14 protein-coding genes and 1 riboswitch are annotated in these 20590 nt (G+C 65.9%); of the genes, 11 read left to right on the forward strand and 3 right to left on the reverse strand.

Annotation, left to right across the window (positions count from 1 at the left end):
• Positions 1-8: 8 nt before the first annotated feature.
• On the reverse strand, positions 9-635 hold the full coding sequence (locus C8J42_RS09455) for a glutathione S-transferase (protein ID WP_133019781.1): 627 nt from the start codon (positions 633-635) through the stop codon (positions 9-11).
• Between the two features lie 102 nt (positions 636-737).
• Here C8J42_RS09455 and C8J42_RS09460 point away from each other — a divergent pair, with 102 nt between their 5' ends.
• Positions 738-2153 carry a dihydrolipoyl dehydrogenase gene (locus C8J42_RS09460; protein ID WP_133019782.1) on the forward strand — a complete coding sequence of 472 codons (1416 nt, stop codon included), beginning with the start codon at positions 738-740 and terminating at the stop codon, positions 2151-2153.
• Between the two features lie 147 nt (positions 2154-2300).
• Here C8J42_RS09460 and C8J42_RS09465 read toward each other — a convergent pair whose 3' ends face one another.
• A complete protein-coding gene (locus C8J42_RS09465) occupies positions 2301-2501 on the reverse strand; it encodes a hypothetical protein (RefSeq protein ID WP_133019783.1) in 201 nt (66 codons plus the stop codon).
• Positions 2502-2611: 110 nt separating this feature from the next.
• On the opposite strand from C8J42_RS09465, the gene paoA reads away from it, so the two are divergent.
• From paoA to C8J42_RS09485, 4 genes are all read left to right on the forward strand, one after another.
• Complete coding sequence (gene paoA / locus C8J42_RS09470; RefSeq protein ID WP_133019784.1) at positions 2612-3256, forward strand: aldehyde dehydrogenase iron-sulfur subunit PaoA; 645 nt, start codon at positions 2612-2614, stop codon at positions 3254-3256.
• Positions 3253-4203 (forward strand): xanthine dehydrogenase family protein subunit M, encoded by a 951-nt coding sequence (locus C8J42_RS09475; protein WP_133019785.1) that lies wholly within the window; start codon positions 3253-3255, stop codon positions 4201-4203. The genes paoA and C8J42_RS09475 overlap by 4 nt, the downstream gene beginning before the upstream one ends.
• A gap of 5 nt (positions 4204-4208) precedes the next feature.
• Positions 4209-6401: an aldehyde oxidoreductase molybdenum-binding subunit PaoC gene (gene paoC / locus C8J42_RS09480; protein WP_133019786.1), complete on the forward strand. Its 2193-nt coding sequence runs from the start codon at positions 4209-4211 to the stop codon at positions 6399-6401.
• Positions 6402-6496: 95 nt separating this feature from the next.
• Positions 6497-7456, forward strand: a complete 960-nt coding sequence (locus tag C8J42_RS09485) for a nitronate monooxygenase family protein (RefSeq protein WP_133019787.1) — start codon at positions 6497-6499, stop codon at positions 7454-7456.
• A gap of 30 nt (positions 7457-7486) precedes the next feature.
• Here C8J42_RS09485 and poxB read toward each other — a convergent pair whose 3' ends face one another.
• A complete protein-coding gene (gene poxB, locus C8J42_RS09490; RefSeq protein WP_133019788.1) occupies positions 7487-9235 on the reverse strand; it encodes a ubiquinone-dependent pyruvate dehydrogenase in 1749 nt (582 codons plus the stop codon).
• A gap of 282 nt (positions 9236-9517) precedes the next feature.
• Here poxB and C8J42_RS09495 point away from each other — a divergent pair, with 282 nt between their 5' ends.
• The 6 genes from C8J42_RS09495 (at position 9518) to C8J42_RS09520 (ending at position 20578) form a co-directional block, all read left to right on the forward strand.
• The gene (locus tag C8J42_RS09495) at positions 9518-10855 is read left to right on the forward strand and encodes a mannanase (RefSeq protein ID WP_133019789.1); all 1338 of its coding nucleotides are present in this window, start codon (positions 9518-9520) and stop codon (positions 10853-10855) included.
• 35 nt (positions 10856-10890) lie between these two features.
• Positions 10891-11985 carry an SGNH/GDSL hydrolase family protein gene (locus C8J42_RS09500; protein WP_133019790.1) on the forward strand — a complete coding sequence of 365 codons (1095 nt, stop codon included), beginning with the start codon at positions 10891-10893 and terminating at the stop codon, positions 11983-11985.
• Between the two features lie 86 nt (positions 11986-12071).
• Positions 12072-14600 carry an exo 1,3/1,4-beta-D-glucan glucohydrolase gene (locus tag C8J42_RS09505; RefSeq protein WP_133019791.1) on the forward strand — a complete coding sequence of 843 codons (2529 nt, stop codon included), beginning with the start codon at positions 12072-12074 and terminating at the stop codon, positions 14598-14600.
• Entirely contained in the window at positions 14588-16414 is a 1827-nt protein-coding gene (locus tag C8J42_RS09510) for a glycoside hydrolase family 9 protein (RefSeq protein ID WP_133019792.1), read from the forward strand. The genes C8J42_RS09505 and C8J42_RS09510 overlap by 13 nt, the downstream gene beginning before the upstream one ends.
• Positions 16415-16504: 90 nt before the next feature.
• Positions 16505-16737, forward strand: a riboswitch (cobalamin riboswitch).
• Positions 16738-16968: 231 nt separating this feature from the next.
• Positions 16969-19149 carry a TonB-dependent receptor gene (locus tag C8J42_RS09515; RefSeq protein WP_133019793.1) on the forward strand — a complete coding sequence of 727 codons (2181 nt, stop codon included), beginning with the start codon at positions 16969-16971 and terminating at the stop codon, positions 19147-19149.
• Positions 19136-20578, forward strand: coding sequence for a PepSY domain-containing protein (locus C8J42_RS09520; RefSeq protein ID WP_243644228.1), 1443 nt, complete (start codon positions 19136-19138; stop codon positions 20576-20578). The genes C8J42_RS09515 and C8J42_RS09520 overlap by 14 nt, the downstream gene beginning before the upstream one ends.
• The last annotated feature ends 12 nt before the right edge of the window (positions 20579-20590 follow it).

Here is a 20590-nt window from a genome sequence, read left to right on the forward strand (position 1 = left end):
CATCGTCTTTAGCGGCGGGCTGGCATCAGCGGGCCACCGATTTCCGTCGCGGCGATGAACGCCGGCCGAGCGCGCAGGCGATCCAGATACACCGCGACGTCGGGATGATCCTTGAGCAATCCGGCGCTCTCGGCGATCGCCAGGATGTAGCACATCTGGATATCGGCCAGCATCAGCTGCTCGCCCATCAGATACGGGCCATCGCCAACGCCCGCGCCGATATAGTCGAGCGTCTTGGTCACTTCGGGGCCGGTGAACTTGGCAAGGCCGTCGGGCAGACCGCCCATCCGCTTGCCGAGCGACGTCATCATGATCGGCAACGACGCCGAGCTTTCGACATATTGCAGCCATTCGTCGTGCACGGCGGCCGCATCGCTGTCGACCGGCGGCGAGAAGCGACGGTCGCCGTAACGCTCGTCGATGTACGACAGGATCGGCGCGCTCTCGGCGAGCGTCAGCGCATCGTCGACCAGTACCGGCGCCTTGCCGAGCGGATGGATCGCCTTGAGCTCTGCCGGCGCGCGGAAATTCTCGTCACGCTCGTATTTGACGAGGTCGTATTCGATGCCGAGCTCTTCGAGCAGCCAGATCACGCGGATCGAGCGCGAGTAGTTCAGGTGGTGGAGCGTTAACATAAGCGTCCTTCGACTAGGAATGTGCTGCACCGCGGAACGGCTGGGCGGCATCGAAGGTTTCGTTGACCGCGGCCCCGGAATTCTCCGGCAACGGAGAGACTTATGACCAAGCTGACCTGCGACGTGGCAATCATCGGTGCCGGAACCGCTGGCCTCGCCGCCGAGCGCAGCGCCCGACGCAACGGCGCCAAGACGCTGCTGATCGACGAAGGCTTCGGCGGCACGACCTGCGCGAGCGTGGGATGCATGCCCTCGAAGTTGTTGATCGCGGCCGGTAACGCGATGCATGCGGTCGAGCATGCGTCAGTGTTCGGGGTCGAGGCGTCGGGCAAGGTCGACGGCATCGCGGTGATGGCGCGTGTACGGAAAGAACGCGATGCATTCGTCGCGGGCGTCGAAAAGTCGATCGATAAGCTTCCCGAGGAGGTGAAGATCGAAGCGCGTGCAAAGTTTGCGGGTGCGACGATCCTGTCGTTGAGTGACGGCCGCGAGGTACACGCGAAGTCGGTGGTGATCGCGACCGGATCGAGCCCTGCGATCCCCGAGATGTTCGACGCGGTGCACGACCGCGTGCTGACCAACGAGAGCATCTTCGACCTGAAGGACCTTCCGAAGTCGCTCGGCGTCATCGGCGCGGGCGCGCTGGGGCTGGAATTGGCGCAGGCAATGGCGCGGCTTGGCGTCGACACGATGGTGTTCGACACGGGCGAGACGATCGGCGGACTGAAGGACCGCCACGTCGCCGAGGCGTATCACGCGATCCTGTCGCGCGAGATGCCGATCCTGCTGGGTGTCGAACTCAAGGTCGAGCCTGACGGCGATGGCGTCAAGCTGGCCTGGAGTGGTTCCGCATCGGGTGAGCAGCGCTTCGACTACCTGCTCGTCGCGACCGGGCGGCCGCCAAGAATCAAGGGCATCGGACTGGAAACGACCGGACTTGCGCTCAATGACCACGGCATGCCGGACTATGACTGCGAGACGATGCAGTGTGGCACCGCGCCTATCTTCATCGCCGGCGATGCGGACCATGACCGCGCTGTCCTGCACGAGGCATCGGCAGAGGGCATGATCGCGGGGCGGAACGCGGCGAGCTACCCCGAGGTTACGCCGGGCAAGCGTACCGTGCCGTTCGCGATCACCTTCACGCATCCCAACGTCGCGGTCATCGGCAAGATCGCCAAGGATGACGATGCCGACAGCGTGATTGGCACCGCGTCTTATGACGATCAGGGCCGGGCGAAGGTCGAGGCATGCAATGCCGGGTTGGTCCGGTTCTATGCCGATCGCCGCGATGGGCGCCTGACTGGTGCGACGATGGCGGGGCCTGCAGTCGAGCACAGCGCGCACCTGATCGCGTGGGCGATCCAGAGCGGCTGGACCGCGACCGAGGTGCTCGATCTGCCGATTTACCATCCGACGTTCGAGGAAGGGATGAAGGGTGCGCTTCGTTCGATATGTAGCGAGGTGCATTCGCCGACCCCGCCGGATCGGGATGACGGGTTCACGCCGGGGACTTGAAGGTCACTGCTGATCCTTCCCCGCAAGGGGGAGGTGGCTGGCCTTTGCCAGACGGAGGGGGAGGAAAGGGAAACCACTGCTTCGTGTCCTCCCCCTCCGTCACCTTCGGTGCCACCTCCCCCTTGCGGGGGAGGATCGAGGGGGGCGCTACTCCTCTAGATCCAGATACGCGACGACGTCGTTCTCCGTGGCCAAATACAGTCCAGCTTGCACATCCTCTTCCTGCTGCGCTGCGATCGTCAGGGCCTCCCCGAGCGGACCATAGAACAGCGTGGTTGCCGCCCCGCCCTCGCCGCTGTCGTCGAGATGATACAGCCGCACCGACACGCTGGAAGAAATTGTCCGCATTTCAATACCCTATCGCAGATTTTTATGACGTAAAATTCACGGAACCAATTGTGAAGCAGCGCAACTTTGCCCGCTCTCGCCCGTTACGCTAGCAGATACAGGGATTTGATATGCATCAGGATGAAGGTTTTCCGGTGTCGCGCCGTGGCGTGATCGCCGGCGGTGTTGCGTCGGCTACGTTGGTGGCGGCGCCCGCCGTACAGGCTCAGGCGCAGGGTACGGCGCAAGCGGCCCCGCCGACTATGCCCGTGACGCTCAAGGTCAATGGTCGCACGACCAAGATCAACGTGGATACGCGGACCACTCTGCTGGACGCGCTGCGTGAGAATTTGAAGCTTACCGGCACCAAGAAGGGCTGCGATCACGGTCAGTGCGGTGCGTGCACGGTCATCGTCGAGGGTCGGCGCATCAACAGCTGCCTGACGCTCGCGGTCATGCACGAAGGCGAAGAGATCACGACGATCGAAGGCCTCGGCACCCCCGAGAAGCTGCACGCGATGCAGGCCGCGTTCGTCAAGCATGATGGCTATCAGTGCGGCTATTGCACCCCCGGCCAGATTTGCTCGGCCGTCGCGACGCTCGGCGAGATCAAGGCGGGCATCCCCAGCCACGTGACTGGCGATATTTCGGCTCAGCCAACGGTGACCACCGACGAACTGCGCGAGCGGATGAGCGGCAACATCTGCCGCTGCGGTGCCTATGCGAACATCATCGACGCGATCCACGACGTCGCCGGTACGGAGCGCACCGCATGAAGGCCTTCACCTACGAGCGCGCGACCTCGGCAAAGGAAGCTGCCAGCGCTGCAGTCCGCACGCCAGGCGCGAAGTTCATCGCGGGCGGCACTAACCTGCTCGACCTGATGAAGCTGCAGATCGAGACGCCGCAGCATCTGATCGACGTCAACGGCCTCGGCCTCGACAAGATCACGCCGACGTCGGAGGGCGGCCTCCGCGTTGGTGCGCTCGTCCGCAATACGGACCTCGCGGCCGACGCACGCGTGCGGAAGGATTATGGCGTGCTCAGCCGCGCGCTTGTGTCCGGCGCGTCGGGCCAGCTGCGCAATAAGGCGACGACTGCGGGCAACCTGCTCCAGCGGACACGGTGCCCGTATTTCTACGACACCACCAAGCCCTGCAACAAGCGTCAGCCCGGCAGCGGTTGCGCGGCGATCGGCGGGTTCAACCGCAACCTTGCCGTGATGGGCACGAGCGACGCGTGCATTGCAACGCACCCGAGCGACATGGCCGTGGCAATGCGCGTGCTCGATGCGACGGTCGAGACGGTGAATGCTGCCGGCCAGACGCGCGCGATCCCGATCGCGGACTTCCACCGTCTCCCCGGCGCGACGCCGAACATCGAGACCTCGCTCGCGGCAGGTGAACTGATCACAGCCGTCACTTTGCCGAAGCCGATCGGCGGCACGCACATCTACCAGAAGGTGCGTGATCGTGCGTCCTACGCGTTCGCGCTGATCTCCGTTGCCGCGGTGATCCAGCCCGGCGGTCGCGGCCGTCTCGCCTTCGGTGGCCTCGCGCACAAGCCATGGCGCGTCGAAGCTGCCGAGGCACAGATGCCGAATGGCGCCAAGGCGACCGCATCGGCAGTCTTGGCCGGCGCCCGCACCACATCACAGAACGCGTTCAAGCTGCCGTTGGTCGAACGCACCATCGGTGCCGTGTTCGAAGAAGCGAAGGCCTGACGCCCATGAAGTTCGATACCCCCGCCACGGCGAATCCGACCGACCGGATGAAGGTGCTCGGCAAGCCGCTCGATCGCGTCGACGGCAAGCTGAAGACCACCGGCACCGCGCACTACGCGTATGAGCGCAACGATGCTGCGCCGAACGCCGCCTATGGCTATATTGTTGGCTCGGCGATCGCCAAGGGCCGGATCGAGAGCATCGACGACGCCGACGCGAAGGCCGCTCCCGGTGTGCTCGCGGTCGTCACCTACCAGAATGCCGGCAAGCTCGGCAAAGCCAAGAACCACACCGCGCGGATGCTCGCCGGCCCGGACGTCCAGCATTACGACCAGGCTGTCGCGGTCGTCGTCGCCGAGACGTTCGAGCAGGCCCGTGCCGGTGCCAAGCTGCTCCGCGTTAACTACGCGCGGACGGCCGGACGCTTCGATCTCGCCGCATCGCAATCCTCGGCGACCAAGCCCAAGAGCGGCACGCCCGACACCGCCGTCGGCGACTTCGCCGATGCGTTTGCCAAGGCGCCGGTCAAGCTCGACGAGCGCTACACCACGCCCGACCAGAGCCACATGATGATGGAGCCGCACTCCACCACCGCGGCATGGAAGGACGGCAAGCTCACGCTCTGGACGTCTAACCAGATGATCGCCTGGGCGGTCGGCGACATGAGCGAGACGCTGCTCCTGCCGAAGGAAAGCATCCATGTGATGTCGCCCTATGTCGGCGGCGGGTTCGGCTCGAAGCTGTGGGTCCGCAGCGATGCGGTGATGGCGGCGCTCGGCTCGCGTGCGATCGGCGGGCGTCCGGTGAAGCTCGCGCTCGCGCGGCCGCAGGTGATGAACAACACGACGCACCGCCCGGCGACGATTCAGCGCCTTCGCATCGGTGCGCAGAAGGACGGCAAGATCACCGCGATCGCGCATGAGAGCTGGTCGGGCGATCTGCCCGGTGGTGGTCCCGAGACCGCGCCGAATGCTACCCGCCTGCTCTACGCCGGCGCGAACCGCATGACCGCAACGCGTCTCGCCGTGCTCGATCTTCCCGAGGGCAACGCGATGCGTGCACCCGGCGAGGCCGTCGGCCTGCTTGCGCTCGAAGCCGCGATGGATGAACTGGCCGAGAAGTTGAAGATGGACCCGGTCGAGCTGCGGATCATCAACGATACGCAGGTCGATCCGGAAAAGCCGTCGCGCCAGTTCTCGCAGCGTGACCTCGTCGGTTGCTTGAAGACCGGCGCAGAACGCTTCGGCTGGAACAAGCGCAACCCCGTCCCGGGGCAAGTCCGCGACGGCCGCTGGCTGGTCGGCATGGGGATGGCGTCGGCGTTCCGCGACAACGTCACGATGAAGTCGGGCGCGCGTGTCGGGATCGACAAGAAGGGCGTCGTGACGGTCGCCACCGACATGACCGACATCGGCACGGGCAGCTACACGATCATCGCGCAGACCGCGGCCGAGATGATGGGCGTACCGATGGACAAGGTCATCGTCTTGCTCGGCGACAGCAGCTTCCCGGCCTCGTCGGGTTCGGGCGGCCAGTGGGGTGGCAACAGCTCGACCGCGGGCGTCTACGCGGCGTGCATGGCGCTGCGCGAGCGGGTCGCGCAGAAACTGGGGTTCAACTCGACCGAAATCGTGTTCGAGGACGGCAAGGTGAAGTCAGGCAACCGCAGCGTCTCGCTGTCGGAAGCCGCGGGCGATGCCGGCATTTCGGCGGAGGATTCGATCGAGTTCGGCGACCTGACCAAGACGTATGCGCAGGCCACGTTCGGCGCGCATTTCGTCGAGGTCGGGGTCGACTCGGCGACCGGCGAGATCCGCGTTCGTCGTATGAGCGGCGCGTTCGCGGCTGGTCGTATTCTCAACCCGAAATCGGCCCGCAGCCAGGTGATCGGTGCGATGACGATGGGCGTCGGTGCCGCGCTTATGGAAGACGCGGTCGTCGACACGCGGTTCGGCTATTTCGTCAACCACGACCTCGCCGAATATCACGTGCCCGCGCACGCCGACATTCCGATGCAGGACGTGTTCTTCATGGACGAACTCGACGAGAAGTCCTCGCCGATGAAGGCCAAGGGCATCGGCGAACTCGGCCTTTGCGGCGTCGGCGCGGCGATCGCCAATGCAGTCTACAACGCGTGCGGCGTCCGTGTCCGCGAATATCCGCTGACGCTCGACAAGGTCATCGGCAAGATGGCCTGACCGGGTACCCTGCCCTCCATATCGTCCACACGGTGACGATATGGAGGGCAAAACCGGCTCTGGCGTGTGCGAATGGGTTGCGCTAGAAAACCCATATGACCGTACCCGCTATTCTAAAAAACCTGCGCCTGCCCGTCATCGGCTCGCCATTGTTCATCATTTCCGGCCCGGAGCTGGTGATCGCGCAGTGCAAGGCCGGCATCGTCGGTTCGTTCCCCGCGCTCAATGCCCGGCCTCAGGCTATGCTCGACGAGTGGCTGCACCGGATCACCGAGGAACTCAGCGCGCATAACCGCGCGAACCCGGATCGACCCGCAGCCCCGTTCGCGGTCAACCAGATCGTCCACAAGTCGAACGATCGCCTGGAAAGCGATCTCGCGACATGTGCGAAGTGGCAGGTGCCGATCGTCATCACGTCGCTCGGCGCACGCGAGGACCTCAACACCGCGGTGCATGGCTGGGGCGGCATCACGCTCCATGACGTAATCGACGACCGGTTTGCGCGGAAAGCGATCGAGAAGGGCGCCGACGGACTGATTGCAGTCGCAGCCGGTGCGGGCGGTCATGCCGGTCGACTGTCACCGTTCGCGATCATTCAGGAAATTCGCCAGTGGTTCGACGGCCCGCTCGCGCTGTCGGGCTCGATCGCAACCGGCGACGCCGTTCTCGCCGCGCAGGCGATGGGCGCGGACTTCGGCTATATCGGTTCGCCGTTCATCGCGACGACCGAGGCGAACGCGGACCAGGCGTACAAGGACGGCATCGTCGCCGGCAAAGCCTCCGATATCATCTATTCCAACCTCTTCACCGGCGTGCACGGCAACTATTTGCGTGCGTCGATCCAGGCTGCGGGGATGGACCCGGACAACCTCCCCGAGGGCGATTTGAAGACGATGGACTTCGGCGGCGGCAACGGTTCCAAGCCCAAAGCGTGGAAGGACATCTGGGGCTCTGGCCAGGGTATCGGCGCGGTCACCGAGGTCGAGAGCGTTGCCGACCGCGTCGATCGTCTCGAACGCGAATACCGCGCGGCGCGGGCCCGTCTTTCGCTCTGACGGACCCGGCACCGACCGATCTCGGCTCGCTCAGAACAGACGTTTGAGCAAGCCGACATTGGTCTTGCCCAGCTCGACCACCTCGTCGCCGCGGCCGCTGATGATCGCTTTCGCCATATAGAGCGTGAAGCCCTTCATCTGCTCCAGCGTGATCTTCGGCGGCATCGACAATTCGGTCCGCGCGGTGACGGCGTCGAGCAACGCCGGCCCCGGATGCACGAGCACCTCGCGGATGCCGGCCTCGACGTCACCCGGATCGGTCACGCGCACGCCGTGGATGCCGATCGCCCGCGCCATCGCCGCAAAGTCGGGGTTGTCGAGCGCGACGCCGGTCTCGACCAGGCCCGCCGCCTTCATCTCCATCTCGACGAACCCGAGCGTGCCGTTGTTGAAGACGATGATCTTCACCGGCAGGCCAAGTTGGCGCACCGTCAGCAACTCGCCCATCAGCATCGCCAGACCGCCGTCGCCCGACAGCGTCACGACCTGCCGCTCCGGGTACGCCGCCTGCACGCCGATCGCCTGCGGCAGCGCGTTCGCCATCGATCCGTGGTTGAACGATCCGATCAACCGCCGCCGACCGTTCATCTTCAGGTAGCGCGCAGCCCATACGGTCGGCGTGCCGACGTCGCAGGCGAAGACCGCATCGTCCGCCGCCTGCTCGCTGAGGACGCGGGCGACATGCTGCGGATGGATCACACCGCTGCCGGGCTTCCCGTTGGCAAGATCGTCCAGCCCCTTGCGGGACTCGGCGTAATTCTCGATCGCGGACTTGAGGAAGCTGCCATCGCGCCCGGTCTTCACTCGCGGAATCAGCGCCGCAAGCGTCGCACCGACATCGCCGACCAGCCCGATATCGATCGCCGTCCGCCGACCGAGGTTCTCTGGGATCAGGTCGATCTGTGCGACCTTCGCCTTCTCCGGATAGAATTGCCGATACGGAAAATCCGTGCCGAGCATCAGCAGCACGTCGCACGCCATCATCGCGTCGTAGCCGCTAGCAAAGCCGATCAGCCCGGTCATGCCGACATCATAGGGGTTGTCGTATTCGACGAACTCCTTGCCGCCCAGCGCGTGGACGATTGGCGCCTGCAAGATCCCCGCGAGCGTGACGAGCTCGGCATGCGCGGTGCGGCACCCCCGCCCCGCCAGGATCGTCACCTTCTCGGCGCCGTTCAACAGCGCGGCGAGTTCGGCGATATCTGACTCCGCGGGTATCGTCACCGAGGGCGGCGGCAAGAGTGCGCCCTTTGACCGTGCCAGCGTACCCGTCGTCGACCGCAGCGCTACATCACCCGGCATCGCGACGACCGAAACGCCGCGGTGGCCGACCGCCGCCCGGATCGCCGTCTCCAGCGTCCGCGGCATTTGGTCGGCATCGGAAATCGTCTCGCAATAGACGCTGCATTCACGGAACAGCGCTTCCGGGCGCGTCTCCTGGAAATAGTTCGAGCCGACCTCGCCGCTCGGTACCTGCGCGGCGATCGCCAGCACCGGCACGCGCGTCCGGTTGCAGTCGTAGAGCCCGTTGATCAGGTGCATGTTGCCGGGGCCGCAAGACCCGGCACACACCGCCAGCTTGCCCGTCAACTGCGCCTCCGCCCCTGCGGCAAAGGCTGCAGCCTCCTCGTTGCGAACGTGGATCCACTCGATCTTACCCTGCCGCCGCAAACTGTCGGTCAGGCCGTTGAGGCTGTCGCCAACGACACCATAGATTCGCTCGACACCCGCCAGGTGCAGCGTCTCGGCAAACAGGTCGGCGATGATGGTCTTGGACATGAGCAACTCCGGCAGTGATGGCGACCCAACTCGGCTAGCGAGACGGCAGAGGACAAACGCGTTCTGGTACGATTGGGATGCACGGAATGCAGGTGCATCATTCCCCCAGCCGCGAACATCCGACGTGTTCGACTTCAAGTATGATAAATCCCGGTAGCGCGCCCCGTCATGCAAACCTAAAGACGATGGCTCTGGCGCTAAACAACCCGACCGGTCGATCAATCGCCCGGCGGAGACGCTCGACGCGGTGGCGGTATAAGGGGGGATGGCTTGGACAACGCGATGATCGGTCGACGTGCGGCGTTGCTGGGGGGCGTTGCCCTGGCCGCTGGCTGCACGAATAACGGTCGGCTGGCTGGATTGCCCGCAGCATCGCCGTTCGTCACGGTCGACGGAACCCATTTCCGGCGCGGCGGCAAGCCCTACCGCTATGCCGGCGCCAACATCTGGTACGGCGCATGGCTCGGTGCCGAGACCGCATACGGCAACCGCGCGCGTCTCGGCCGCGAACTCGACCGCCTGAAGGCGCTCGGCGTGCGCAACCTCCGCATCCTCGGGTCGGCGGAACTGTCGCCGCTGAAGAACTCGATCACGCCTGGCTTCCGCGACAGGACCGCGACCTATAACGAAGACCTGCTCAAGGGCCTCGACTGGATGCTCGCCGAGATGGCGAAGCGAGACGTGACCGCGGTGATTTACCTGACCAACTTCTGGGAATGGTCGGGCGGAATGATGACGTATTTGTCGTGGGTCAACGGCGGCAAGTACATCAATATGAACGACCCCGCACATCCGTGGCCCGCGTTCGCCGACTGGAACGCTGCGTTCTATGCCAACGGCCGGGCGCAGGCGATGTACCGCGACTATATCCGCGCGGTCGTTTCGCGGACGAACACCGTGACGGGCGTCGCCTACGCCGCGGACCCGACGATCATGGCGTGGCAGTTGGCGAACGAGCCGCGTCCGGCCGGCGGACCCGCGGTGGCCATACCCAACCTGCCCGCTTTCTACAGCTGGATCGACGAGACCGCGCGGTACATCAAGACGCTCGATCCGAACCACCTCGTCTCGAGCGGCTCGGAAGGGCTGAAGGGTTCGATCGAGCGCGAGGACGTCGTACTCGCCGCGCACCGTTCGCCGTCGATCGATTACCTCACGACGCATATCTGGCCCAACAACTGGACCTGGATGGACGCAGGTGATCTCGCCGGCACCTACGACGCGGGCGCGGCCAAGGTCGCCGGATATATCGGCGCGCATATCCGGCTGGCGACGACGCTCGGCAAGCCGCTGGTGATCGAGGAGTTCGGTTACCCGCGCGACGGGAGGACCGCCTATGATCCGACCATCACGACGGTGTATAAGGATCGGTTTTACCGTCAGATCTATGCGGCGATCGAAACCGATGCCAAGTCCGGCGGACCGCTCGCGGGCTCGAACTTCTGGGCGTGGAACGGCGAGGCTCGCACGCCGCATGCCGACCACCGCTTCCAGCGCGGCGACCTCGGCTATATGGGTGACCCGCCACACGAACCGCAGGGCTGGTACGGCGTGTTCGACAGCGACGCCTCGACGCAAGACGTGATCCGGGCGCATGCCGCAGCAATGGCGGCGTTCTAATGCCGGCCTTGTCGGATCGAACTGGAGCACATGGTATGCGTACGGTTTTGGGCCTGCTCGGTGCAGCGCTGCTGTCGACGTCGGCGGTCGCGACGCCGATCACCGTCACTGCGGTATCGAGCAAGCCCGGTGCTGCGCTTCCGATGCATATCGGCGGCCGGGTCGAGCGGACGTCGGACGGCTATCGACGCCAATGGCCGGGCACCTATTTCGAAGCGAATTTTCGGGGCGCAGGCATCCTGCTGAAGATCGGCGACGGGGATGTCACCCTGCGTGTCACGGTGGACTCATCTTCCCCGACGACGCTGTTCAAGCCCAAGCCAGGGCTCTACCGCGTCACCGGCCTCGCCGACGGGCGCCACGCAATACGCGTCGACGTCGCCAGCGAGAGCCAGGCCGCACCGACCGTCTTCGGCGGATTTTACGCGGCGCCCGGAACGCGCCCGTTGCCCACCCCCGCCCGGGCGCGGCAGATCGAGTTCATCGGCGACTCCCATACCGTCGGCTATGGCAACGTCTCAGCCCAGCGCGACTGCACCGAAGCGGAGGTGTGGGCGACGACCGACACCTCGCAAGCCATGCCGGCGCTGGCCGCGAGGCGATACGGCGCGGACTATCAGGTCAATGCGATCTCGGGTCGGGGGATCGTCCGCAATTACAACGGCATGGCTGCCGACACGCTTCCCGTTGCCTATCCCTTCACGCTGTTCGACAAGGCGACGCGCTACGTCGAGCCGGCGTGGCACCCGCGCCTGTTCGTGATCGCGCTCGGCACCAACGACTTCACGACGCCGCTCCACCTCGGTGAGCCGTGGAAGACGCGCGAGGCGCTCCATGCCGATTACGAGCAGCGTTATGTCGACTTCGTCAGACGCCTCCGGGCCCGCGATCCGGACGCACATGTCGTCCTGTGGGCAACCGACATGGCCGGGGGCGAGATTGCGGCGGAGGTCGGCAAGGTCGCCGCGCGGTTGAAGGCGGAAGGGCAGCGCAATATCGCGTTCGTGCCCGTCACCGGGCTTGCGTTCACGGGATGCCATTCGCATCCGTCGACCGCCGACGATGCGCGGATCACGGCCGCCCTGTCCGGCTATATCGACGCGCATCCCGAGATGTGGGCGCAGCGATAGCCAAATGATTTGCACCCCGCTGCCCTCACCCGGTAGCGAGGATACGAGAACAGGGTCGCGTCAGCGCACCGTCCGGGGAGAATGAGATGTCGGCCAGTTTTTCCAGCCTCACGATCGCGCTTCTGCTGCAATCAGCGGCGACGCCCGTAGCGGCACCGACCGCGCCGCTTTCGCCCGTCGCGCATCCCGAGATCTGGCCGACCGCCAACGCCCGCCCCTCGCGCGATCCCAAGGTCGAGGCGCGGATCGACGCGATCATAAAGCGCATGTCCGTGGAGGACAAGATCGGCCAGCTGATCCAGGTCGATATCGCCAGCATCGAGCCTTCCGACCTGCGCACGTACAAGCTCGGCTCGATCCTCAACGGCGGCAACGCCGGCCCGCACGGCAACGACCTCGCGCCGCCGGTCGAATGGCTGAAGCTCGCGGACGAGTTCTATGATGCGTCGATGGCGCGCAGCGACGGCCGCCCCGCGATCCCGGTGATCTGGGGCACCGACGCGGTCCACGGCAACAACAACATTCCCGGCGCGACGCTCTTCCCGCACAATATCGGGCTCGGCGCGGCGCGTGATCGCGACCTGATGCGCGAGATCGGCCACGTCACCGCGATCGAGACCGCCGCCGCCGGGATCGACTGGACCTTCGCCCCCACGCTCGCGGTCGTCCGCGACGATCGCTGGGGGCGGACGTACGAGAGCTATTCCGAAGAGCCACAGATCCAGGCGGATTACGCCGGCGCGGTGATCGAAGGCGTCCAGGGCAAGGTCGGTACCAAGGAGTTCCTCGCCCCCGATCACGTCATCGCGACAACCAAGCACTTCCTCGGCGATGGCGGCACCGGCGGGCGCGACCAGGGTGATGCGCTGATCCCCGAGACCGTGCTGCGCGACATCCATCTCGGTGGCTATCCGGCTGCGATCGAGGCCGGCACCCAGTCGGTGATGGCCAGCTTCTCGAGCTGGAACGGCGCCAAGATGCACGGCAACAAGAGCCTGCTGACCGGCGTGCTCAAGGATCGCCTTCGCTTCGACGGCTTCGTGGTCGGCGACTGGAACGGCCACGGCCAAGTCGACGGCTGCTCGAACGAGAGCTGCGCCGCCGCGATCAACGCCGGGCTCGACATGTTCATGTATTCGGGCAGCGGCTGGAAGACGCTCTACGCCAACACGCTGAAACAGGCGCAGTCGGGCGAGATCCCCGCCGCGCGGCTCGACGACGCAGTCCGCCGCATCCTCCGCGTGAAGATCCGCGCCGGCACGTTCGATCGCGGTCGTCCATCGTCGCGGGCGCTCGCCGGCAAGATGAACCTGATCGGTGCGGCCGACCACCGGGCGATCGCCCGCCGCGCAGCACGGGAATCGATGGTGCTGCTCAAGAACGAAGGCGGTCTGCTCCCGCTGAAGCCTTCCGCCAACATCCTCGTCGCAGGCGGGGGTGCGGACAACATTCCGCAACAGGCCGGTGGCTGGTCGCTGACGTGGCAGGGCGGCGGCACCACCAACGCGAACTTCCCCAACGCCGAGACGATCTGGTCGGGGATCAGCACCGCGGTCAAGGACGCCGGCGGCACCGCGACGCTGTCGACCGACGGCAGCTTCGCCAAGAAGCCCGATGCGGCGATCGTCGTGTTCGGCGAACAGCCTTATGCCGAGTTCAAGGGCGATCGCCCGAACCTGGAATACAGCCCAGAGGACAAGTCCGACCTCGACCTCCTGCGGAAACTGAAGGCCGCGGGCGTCCCCGTCGTCGCGGTGTTCCTGTCGGGGCGTCCGCTCTGGGTGAACGCCGAACTCAACGCGTCCGATGCGTTCGTCGCGGCGTTCCTGCCGGGCAGCGAAGGCGGCGGCGTCGCCGACGTGTTGTTCCGCAAGAAAGATGGCAGCGTCGCCAACGACTTCCGCGGCAAATTGAGTTTCTCCTGGCCGAAGCGTCCCGACCAGTATGTCCTCAATCGCTCCGACCCTGGCTACGACCCGCTGTTCGCATTCGGCTACGGGCTGAGCTACGCCAAGCCGGGCAGCGTACCGAAGCTTGACGAAGCGCGGCCGGCCGGCATGGCCGCATCGTCCAACGGCACGATCTTCGGCAAGGGCCGCGTCCCCGAAGGCTGGTCGCTCGCGCTGGTCGAGCAGGGCCAGTCGAAGGTCCGCCTGCTCGGTGTCAACGCGACGACCGCGACCAAGCGCCTTACCGCCTCCGCGGTCGACCGCCGCCGCCAGGAAGACGCGCGCGCGTTCGTCTGGACCGGTGGCCCCGCCGAAACGCGGGTCGAGGCGTCGGGTCCGCTCGATCTCACACGCGAGAGCAATGGCGAACTCAGCTTGGTCGTGGACGTCCGCGTCGATCGCGCAGGCAGCGCACCGGTCGGTATCGGCATGGTCAGCAACGACGGCAACGCGGTCACCGTCCCGATCACGAAGGCGCTCGCGGCGGGCAAGTCGGGCGACTGGCAGCAGGTCATCGTCCCGCTGCAATGCTTCGCCAAGCGCGGCATCGACATGGCGCACGTCACCGCACCGTTCGTGATCGCCACCGACGGCAAGCTCGGCCTGTCGATCTCCGACGTGAAGATCGACTCCGCTCCGGTACCGATGACCAAATGCGGCGATTGAGTCCCTCCCTGCTCGGTGCGGCGGCCGTCCTGCTGACGACGGCTGCTACGCAACCCCCGCCCGCGTCGATCCGGATCGACCAGGCGGGGTTCGAGACGCGCGGTTCCAAGATCGCCGTCCTGCCGTCCACGCAAGGCACCCCGTTGGCGTGGACGTTGTCCGATGCGCGCGGCAAGATCGTCGCTGCGGGGAAGACGATACCCGTAGGGCCAGACGCCGCCTCGGGCGAAAGCGTCCACCGGATCGACTTCGGCAGCTTCAGGACGCCCGGCACCGGCTATCGCCTGCACGTCGGCGCGACCGCCAGCCACCCCTTCGTGATCGCGGACCGCCCATTCGCGCCCGTCGCTACCGCCGCGATGGCGTTCTTCTATCAGCAACGCAGCGGCGTGCCGATCCTGCCCGCGTTCGTCGAGCGCAGCGACCTTGCCCGCCCTGCCGGTCATGCCCCCGACGTCGCCACCTGCTTCGCCGGTCGCGATCAGAAGGGCGTCAAATGGCCCGGTTGCGACTATAAGATCGACGCGACCGGCGGCTGGTACGATGCCGGTGACCACGGCAAGTACGTCGTCAACGGCGGGGTCTCGACCTGGACGCTGCTAGATCTCCACGAGCGCCTGGCCGCGTTCGGTGACGCCAACGCCTTCGCCGACGGTCGCCTCGCGCTGCCAGAACGCACCAACGGCAAGGACGACCTGCTCGACGAAGCGCGCGTCGAAGTCGCCTTCCTGCTCGCCATGCAGATTCCCGATGGCACCAAGCTCGCCATTGCCCCGGACGCGGGCGTCGCGGGCAAGGCCATCACCCGGTTCGAGACGATCGACGCAAGCGGGCTGGTGCACACCAAGATCGCCGACGAGAATTGGACGGGCATCCCGACCGCACCGGCCGACGATCACCAGACGCGGTTCCTCTATCCGCCCTCGACCGCTGCAACGCTCAACATGGTCGGCGTCGCGGCGCAGTGCGCGCGGATCTGGCGGACGATCGATCCGGTCTTCGCCACGAAATGCCTCAACGCGGCACGACGTGGCTGGGCTGCGGCACTTCGTCACCCGAACCTGCTCACCAGTTCGGACTTCACTGGCAGTGGCGGCTATGGCGACCCGGATGTCCGTGACGAGTTCACCTTCGCTGCCGCGCAACTCTACGCAACCACCAAAGAACCGGTTTTCCTCGATCGCCTGCGCAAGGACGGGATCTTCACCGACCCCGGCACGGATATCGGCTGGGGATCGCTCAAGCTGGCAGGCGCGATGACGCTGGCGACCGTGCCCGACGCGCTGCCCGCAGACGATCGCGCGAGACTTCGAAGCCGGATCACCGCGCTTGCAGACGGCTTCGTCGCCGAAGGCAAGCGCAGCGGCTACGGCATACCCTTTGGCGGCACCAACTACCCCTGGGGCTCGAGCAGTTCGATCCTCAACCGCGCGATCGTGCTCGGCGTCGCGTGGCAGATCGACCGCAAGCCCGCGTACCGCGATGCGGTCGTGGCAAGCCTCGACTACATCCTCGGCCGCAATCCGTTAGACCGGTCCTACGTCACCGGCATCGGCACGCGCCCGGTGCAGCACCCGCACCACCGCTTCTGGGCCGCCGCGGCGGACAAGCGCTATCCGGCACCCCCTACCGGCGTGCTGTCGGGTGGTCCCAACTCCGCGGCGGCAGACGAACCCGGTCCGATGAAGGGTTGCGCACCGCCAACCTGCTGGATCGACGACTACCGCGCGTTCACCGTCAACGAGGTCGCGATCAACTGGAACGCGCCGCTCGTCTGGACCGCCGCGTTCCTGGACGCGACGCGGGGGCGCTAGGTCGACCGATCGCCAAGATCGTTACGCGATCGTCGATTGCCCGTGTCCTTACGTCACGCTACACTCTTCCCGTTGGCCCGTTCTCGGATGGGTCGGCATGATCGCACCGGTGCTCCGCGAGGAGCTTAATAGGGAACGCGGTGAGGGTGGCTTGACCACCTGATGCCGAGGCTGTCCCTGCAACTGTAAGCGGCGAGCGTGATGCATGTGCGTGGTCGGGCAAAGTCCCCGGTCACCAGCCACTGGACCGATCGGTCTGGGAAGGTTGTGCATCGGGCGTTGACCCGTGAGCCAGGAGACCTGCCGGCGTGTGGTCGCTCTTGCCTGGTCCAGGGGATGGCCGAGGCACGGTACTCCGTCTGAGCGACGATGTGTGCGGTGGGGACCGCATGGGCAGGCGTGCCGGTCGCGATGGCGTCCGTCGGGTACGACTGCTTCCGTTCGCTTGGACGTGCTCGGGCAATCCGCTCGTGGCGCGCTCGCCGGCGCACGTTCGAGCCTCGTGCTCGGTGAGAGGCCCCTGCCGGTTCGTCCGACGCCTCGGGGGCTTTTATATGTCGTTTCCATCACCGTATGCCGCGTTTGCCGCGTCCTTGCTCGTCACCTTCCTACCATCCCTGGCCAGCGCGCAGACCGGGGAGGACCGTTCGGCGGGTAGCGCCGACGATATCCTCGTCACCGGCCGGCACCAGGCCGACCTTACGGTTCCGAACTCGACAGGCAGCCGCCTGAACCTCTCCCCGCTCGAAACGCCGGCGACGCTGTCGACGATCGACGGCAATACGATCCGGACGCGCGGCGACGTGTCCGTGAACGACGCAACCAGCCGCGCGCCCGGCATCACCAGCGTCGCCAACCTCGGCAATGGTGGCACGGCGCTCGCCGCGCGCGGGTTCAGCGGTCAGGGTTCGGTGTTGCAACTGATCGACGGTATTCGCCTCTTTCCTGCGGCCGGCACGATCACCTTTCCGAGCGACCCCTGGATGGTCGAGCGGATCGACGTGCTCAGCGGTCCGGCTTCCGTCCTGTACGGTCAAGGTGCGCTAGGCGGCGCGGTCAACGTGCTGATGCGCAAGCCGAATACACGGCACACCGATGTGGACGGCGAGATCGGCTATGGATCGCAGGACAGTTTCCACGTCGCAGCCGGTGCCGGTGGACCGCTCGACGAGCATCTCTCCTACCGCGTTGACGGCAGCTACAGGCGGTCCGACGGATATGTCGATCGCGGGCAATCACGAAGCTACGCGCTGTCGGGGACGTTGCGCTGGGCACCGACCGATCGGTTCGTCGTCACGGTGCGCGACGATTACGGCAACCAGAATCCGATGCGCTATTTCGGCACGCCGCTGATCGACGGACGGCTCGACCACGACAATCGCGACCGCAACTACAACACGCGCGACGGCCATGTTCGCTACCGCGACAACCGGACCAGCCTGCAGGTCGATTGGCAGCCGAGCGAGACGCTCACGATCAGCAATCAAGCGTACCGGCTCACCTCCAAGCGCGAGTGGCTCAACCTCGAAAGCTATTGCTGGCTGGCGGCGGACGGCTTCTGCCCCAACGGCGCGAATGACGTGCGCGCCACGCCCGAGGGCATCTATCGCACCGACATGACCGGGATCGTCCACGATCAGACGCAATGGGGCGACCAGGGTAGCGTGACGCTCAAGACGCGGATCGCGGACGGCGTGACCAACGACGTCGTCGCGGGCTTCGACGTGAACCTCGTCAAGCTCACCTATTCGCACAATTTCGGCGCCGACCCGCAAGTCTCGGTGGTCGATCCGTTCGTGTTCGATCCTGGCGTGATCGTCGACACGCAGGGGATCGCACCGCGGTATCGCACGCGGACGAACGAATATGCGATCTTCGCTGAGGACCGATTGAAGCTTGGCGAGCATGTCTCGATCGTCGGCGGCATCCGCTACGAGCGCGATCGGATACGGCGCTGGACGATCGACTCGACTGCCGCGGTCCCGACCGAAAGCTTCGCGCTGGACAAGCGGCTCGGCAACACGACTTGGCGGGTCGGGACCGTCTATCAGCCAGTCCCGACGGTTTCGTTCTACGCGCAATATGCCACCGGCGTCGATCCGCTGGGGACGCTGACGACCTATACGACCGGGCAGGTCCAGTTCAGCAACGCGACGGGCGACCAGGTCGAGGCGGGCGCCAAGGCCGTGTTCCTGGGTGGCCGCGGCACCGCGACGATCGCCGCCTATCGCATCGTCAAGAAGGGACTGTTGTCGCAACTAACCCCGACGAGCCCGATCGAGCAGGTCGGGCAGCGATCCGCGAAGGGTATCGAGGCCGCGGTGTCGCTCGACTTGCCGGCAGGGTTCGGGATCGATGCCAACGGCAGCGTATTGGAGGCACGGTTCGACGACTTCGTCTCGGGCGAAAGGAGTTTTGCCGGCAACACGCCACCCGACGTCCCCGAGGCGACGGCGAACCTGTGGCTGAGTTGGACCGCGACACCGGCGGTCCAGGCGCGTGCCGGACTGCGCTATGTCGGGCGAAGATTCTCCGACAACGCCAATGCTTTCCGCATTCCAGGCTATGCGACGGTCGACGCGACGCTGTCCTACGCGGTGACGCCGCGGGTCGCGGTCGACGTGCATGTCTATAATCTGTTCGACAAGGATTATGCGATCAACAGCTACGGCGCGCAGCAATGGGTGCTGGGACGGCCGCGGGCCTTGGACGTGTCGCTTCGTGCCGGTTTCTGACGCCGGCCGGCTCGCGCGCCGATGGCTGTACCTCGTGCACCGATGGGTCGGCATCGCCAGTTGCCTGTTCTTCGCGATGTGGTTCGGGTCGGGCCTGGTGATGCTGTACGTGCCCTATCCTTCGCTCTCGCCGACCGAAGCGCTGGCGAGAGCCGAGGCTATCGACTGGTCCGCCGTGACCGTGCCGCCACCGCTCGATGGGGAGCGATTGCCGCAAGACCTGCTGCTCGAGATGCGCGACGGCGTGCCGGTTTGGCGGAGCCAGAGCTGGGACGACGAGTGGCATACCGTTCCCGCAAGCGAGGGCCGGCATCTCGCCTCGGTGGACGCGGCTTATGCCGTCCGCGTCACAAGCCGTTCTGGGCGAGCACGCGTCTTGAAAGTGGAGCGGATCATGCGAGACCAGTGGACGGTATCGGGTGGTTTCGACCGACATCGTCCGTTGTGGAAAGCGACATTGGAGGACGAGGGCGGCACCGACCTCTACGTGTCGTCTTCCACCGGCGGGATCGTCCAGTCGACCAACCGGACCGAGCGGTTCTGGAACTGGCTGGGATCGGTGCCGCACTGGCTGTATCCGACCGTCCTGCGCCAGGACAACGCCGCCTGGCGACAGGTCGTCATGTGGGTTTCGGGACCGTGTATCGCCGCGGCACTCGCCGGCATCTGGATCGGTATCCTCCGCGCACGCATCGGCACGCGCCGGTTCAAGGGTCGGCGGATGACGCCGTATCGCGGATGGATGCTCTGGCACCATGTCGCGGGGCTGGTCGGCGGCGGTTTCCTGATCGCGTGGATCTTCAGCGGATGGCTGTCGGTCGATCCCTGGCATTTGTTCCGAAGTGCGGAACCGGATGCGCGGGCGGTGCGCGCCTATGCCGCTGCTGGCGTGATGCCGGCCGTCCCCCTCGACCGGTTGCGCCATGTCGGCGCGGGAGCCGTCCGCGCGAGGATTACCGACTATGCGGCGACACCCCTCGCGGTGCTCGAGTATCGGGATGGTCGACGCCGAATCCTCGACGCCGCGACGCTCGTGCCGTCCCAACCGAAGCCGAATGCGATCGCTGCTGCGGCACGGATGCTTGTCGCTGGCACGCCGCCGGTCGCGATCGACCGGCTGACCGAGCCCGACGCATATTGGTACGACCCCGGTGGTCTCCCTCGCCTGCCGATGCTCCGATTGCGATTCGACGACTCTGCCGCGACGTGGCTGTATATCGACCCCGCGACCGGCGACGTGCTGGCCAGGATCGATCGGCGCAGGCGGGCGTACCGTTGGGTGTTCGACCTGCTGCACAAATGGGATCTGAACATACTGACGCGGCACCGGCCGGCGTGGGACCTGCTGATCTGGCTGTTCTCGCTGGTTGGCATGGTAACGTCCGTCAGCGGCATCTGGCTCGGCTGGAAGCGTTTGCGACGCGGCTGATCTGGGCTGTGA

This window comes from Sphingomonas sp. PP-CE-1A-559 (assembly GCF_004340965.1).
Classification (GTDB): Bacteria; Pseudomonadota; Alphaproteobacteria; order Sphingomonadales; family Sphingomonadaceae; genus Sphingomonas.

What these genes read in the sequence shown, in the direction of transcription:
- C8J42_RS09500 (WP_133019790.1), top strand. Translation starts at nt 10,891, where the DNA reads ATGCGTACGGTTTTGGGCCTGCTCGGTGCAGCGCTGCTGTCGACGTCG.
- paoA (WP_133019784.1), top strand. Translation starts at nt 2,612, where the DNA reads ATGCATCAGGATGAAGGTTTTCCGGTGTCGCGCCGTGGCGTGATCGCC.
- paoC (WP_133019786.1), top strand. Translation starts at nt 4,209, where the DNA reads ATGAAGTTCGATACCCCCGCCACGGCGAATCCGACCGACCGGATGAAG.
- C8J42_RS09495 (WP_133019789.1), top strand. Translation starts at nt 9,518, where the DNA reads ATGATCGGTCGACGTGCGGCGTTGCTGGGGGGCGTTGCCCTGGCCGCT.
- poxB (WP_133019788.1), bottom strand. Translation starts at nt 9,235, where the DNA reads ATGTCCAAGACCATCATCGCCGACCTGTTTGCCGAGACGCTGCACCTG.
- C8J42_RS09485 (WP_133019787.1), top strand. Translation starts at nt 6,497, where the DNA reads ATGACCGTACCCGCTATTCTAAAAAACCTGCGCCTGCCCGTCATCGGC.
- C8J42_RS09515 (WP_133019793.1), top strand. Translation starts at nt 16,969, where the DNA reads ATGTCGTTTCCATCACCGTATGCCGCGTTTGCCGCGTCCTTGCTCGTC.
- C8J42_RS09505 (WP_133019791.1), top strand. Translation starts at nt 12,072, where the DNA reads ATGTCGGCCAGTTTTTCCAGCCTCACGATCGCGCTTCTGCTGCAATCA.
- C8J42_RS09475 (WP_133019785.1), top strand. Translation starts at nt 3,253, where the DNA reads ATGAAGGCCTTCACCTACGAGCGCGCGACCTCGGCAAAGGAAGCTGCC.
- C8J42_RS09510 (WP_133019792.1), top strand. Translation starts at nt 14,588, where the DNA reads ATGCGGCGATTGAGTCCCTCCCTGCTCGGTGCGGCGGCCGTCCTGCTG.
- C8J42_RS09465 (WP_133019783.1), bottom strand. Translation starts at nt 2,501, where the DNA reads ATGCGGACAATTTCTTCCAGCGTGTCGGTGCGGCTGTATCATCTCGAC.
- C8J42_RS09460 (WP_133019782.1), top strand. Translation starts at nt 738, where the DNA reads ATGACCAAGCTGACCTGCGACGTGGCAATCATCGGTGCCGGAACCGCT.
- C8J42_RS09455 (WP_133019781.1), bottom strand. Translation starts at nt 635, where the DNA reads ATGTTAACGCTCCACCACCTGAACTACTCGCGCTCGATCCGCGTGATC.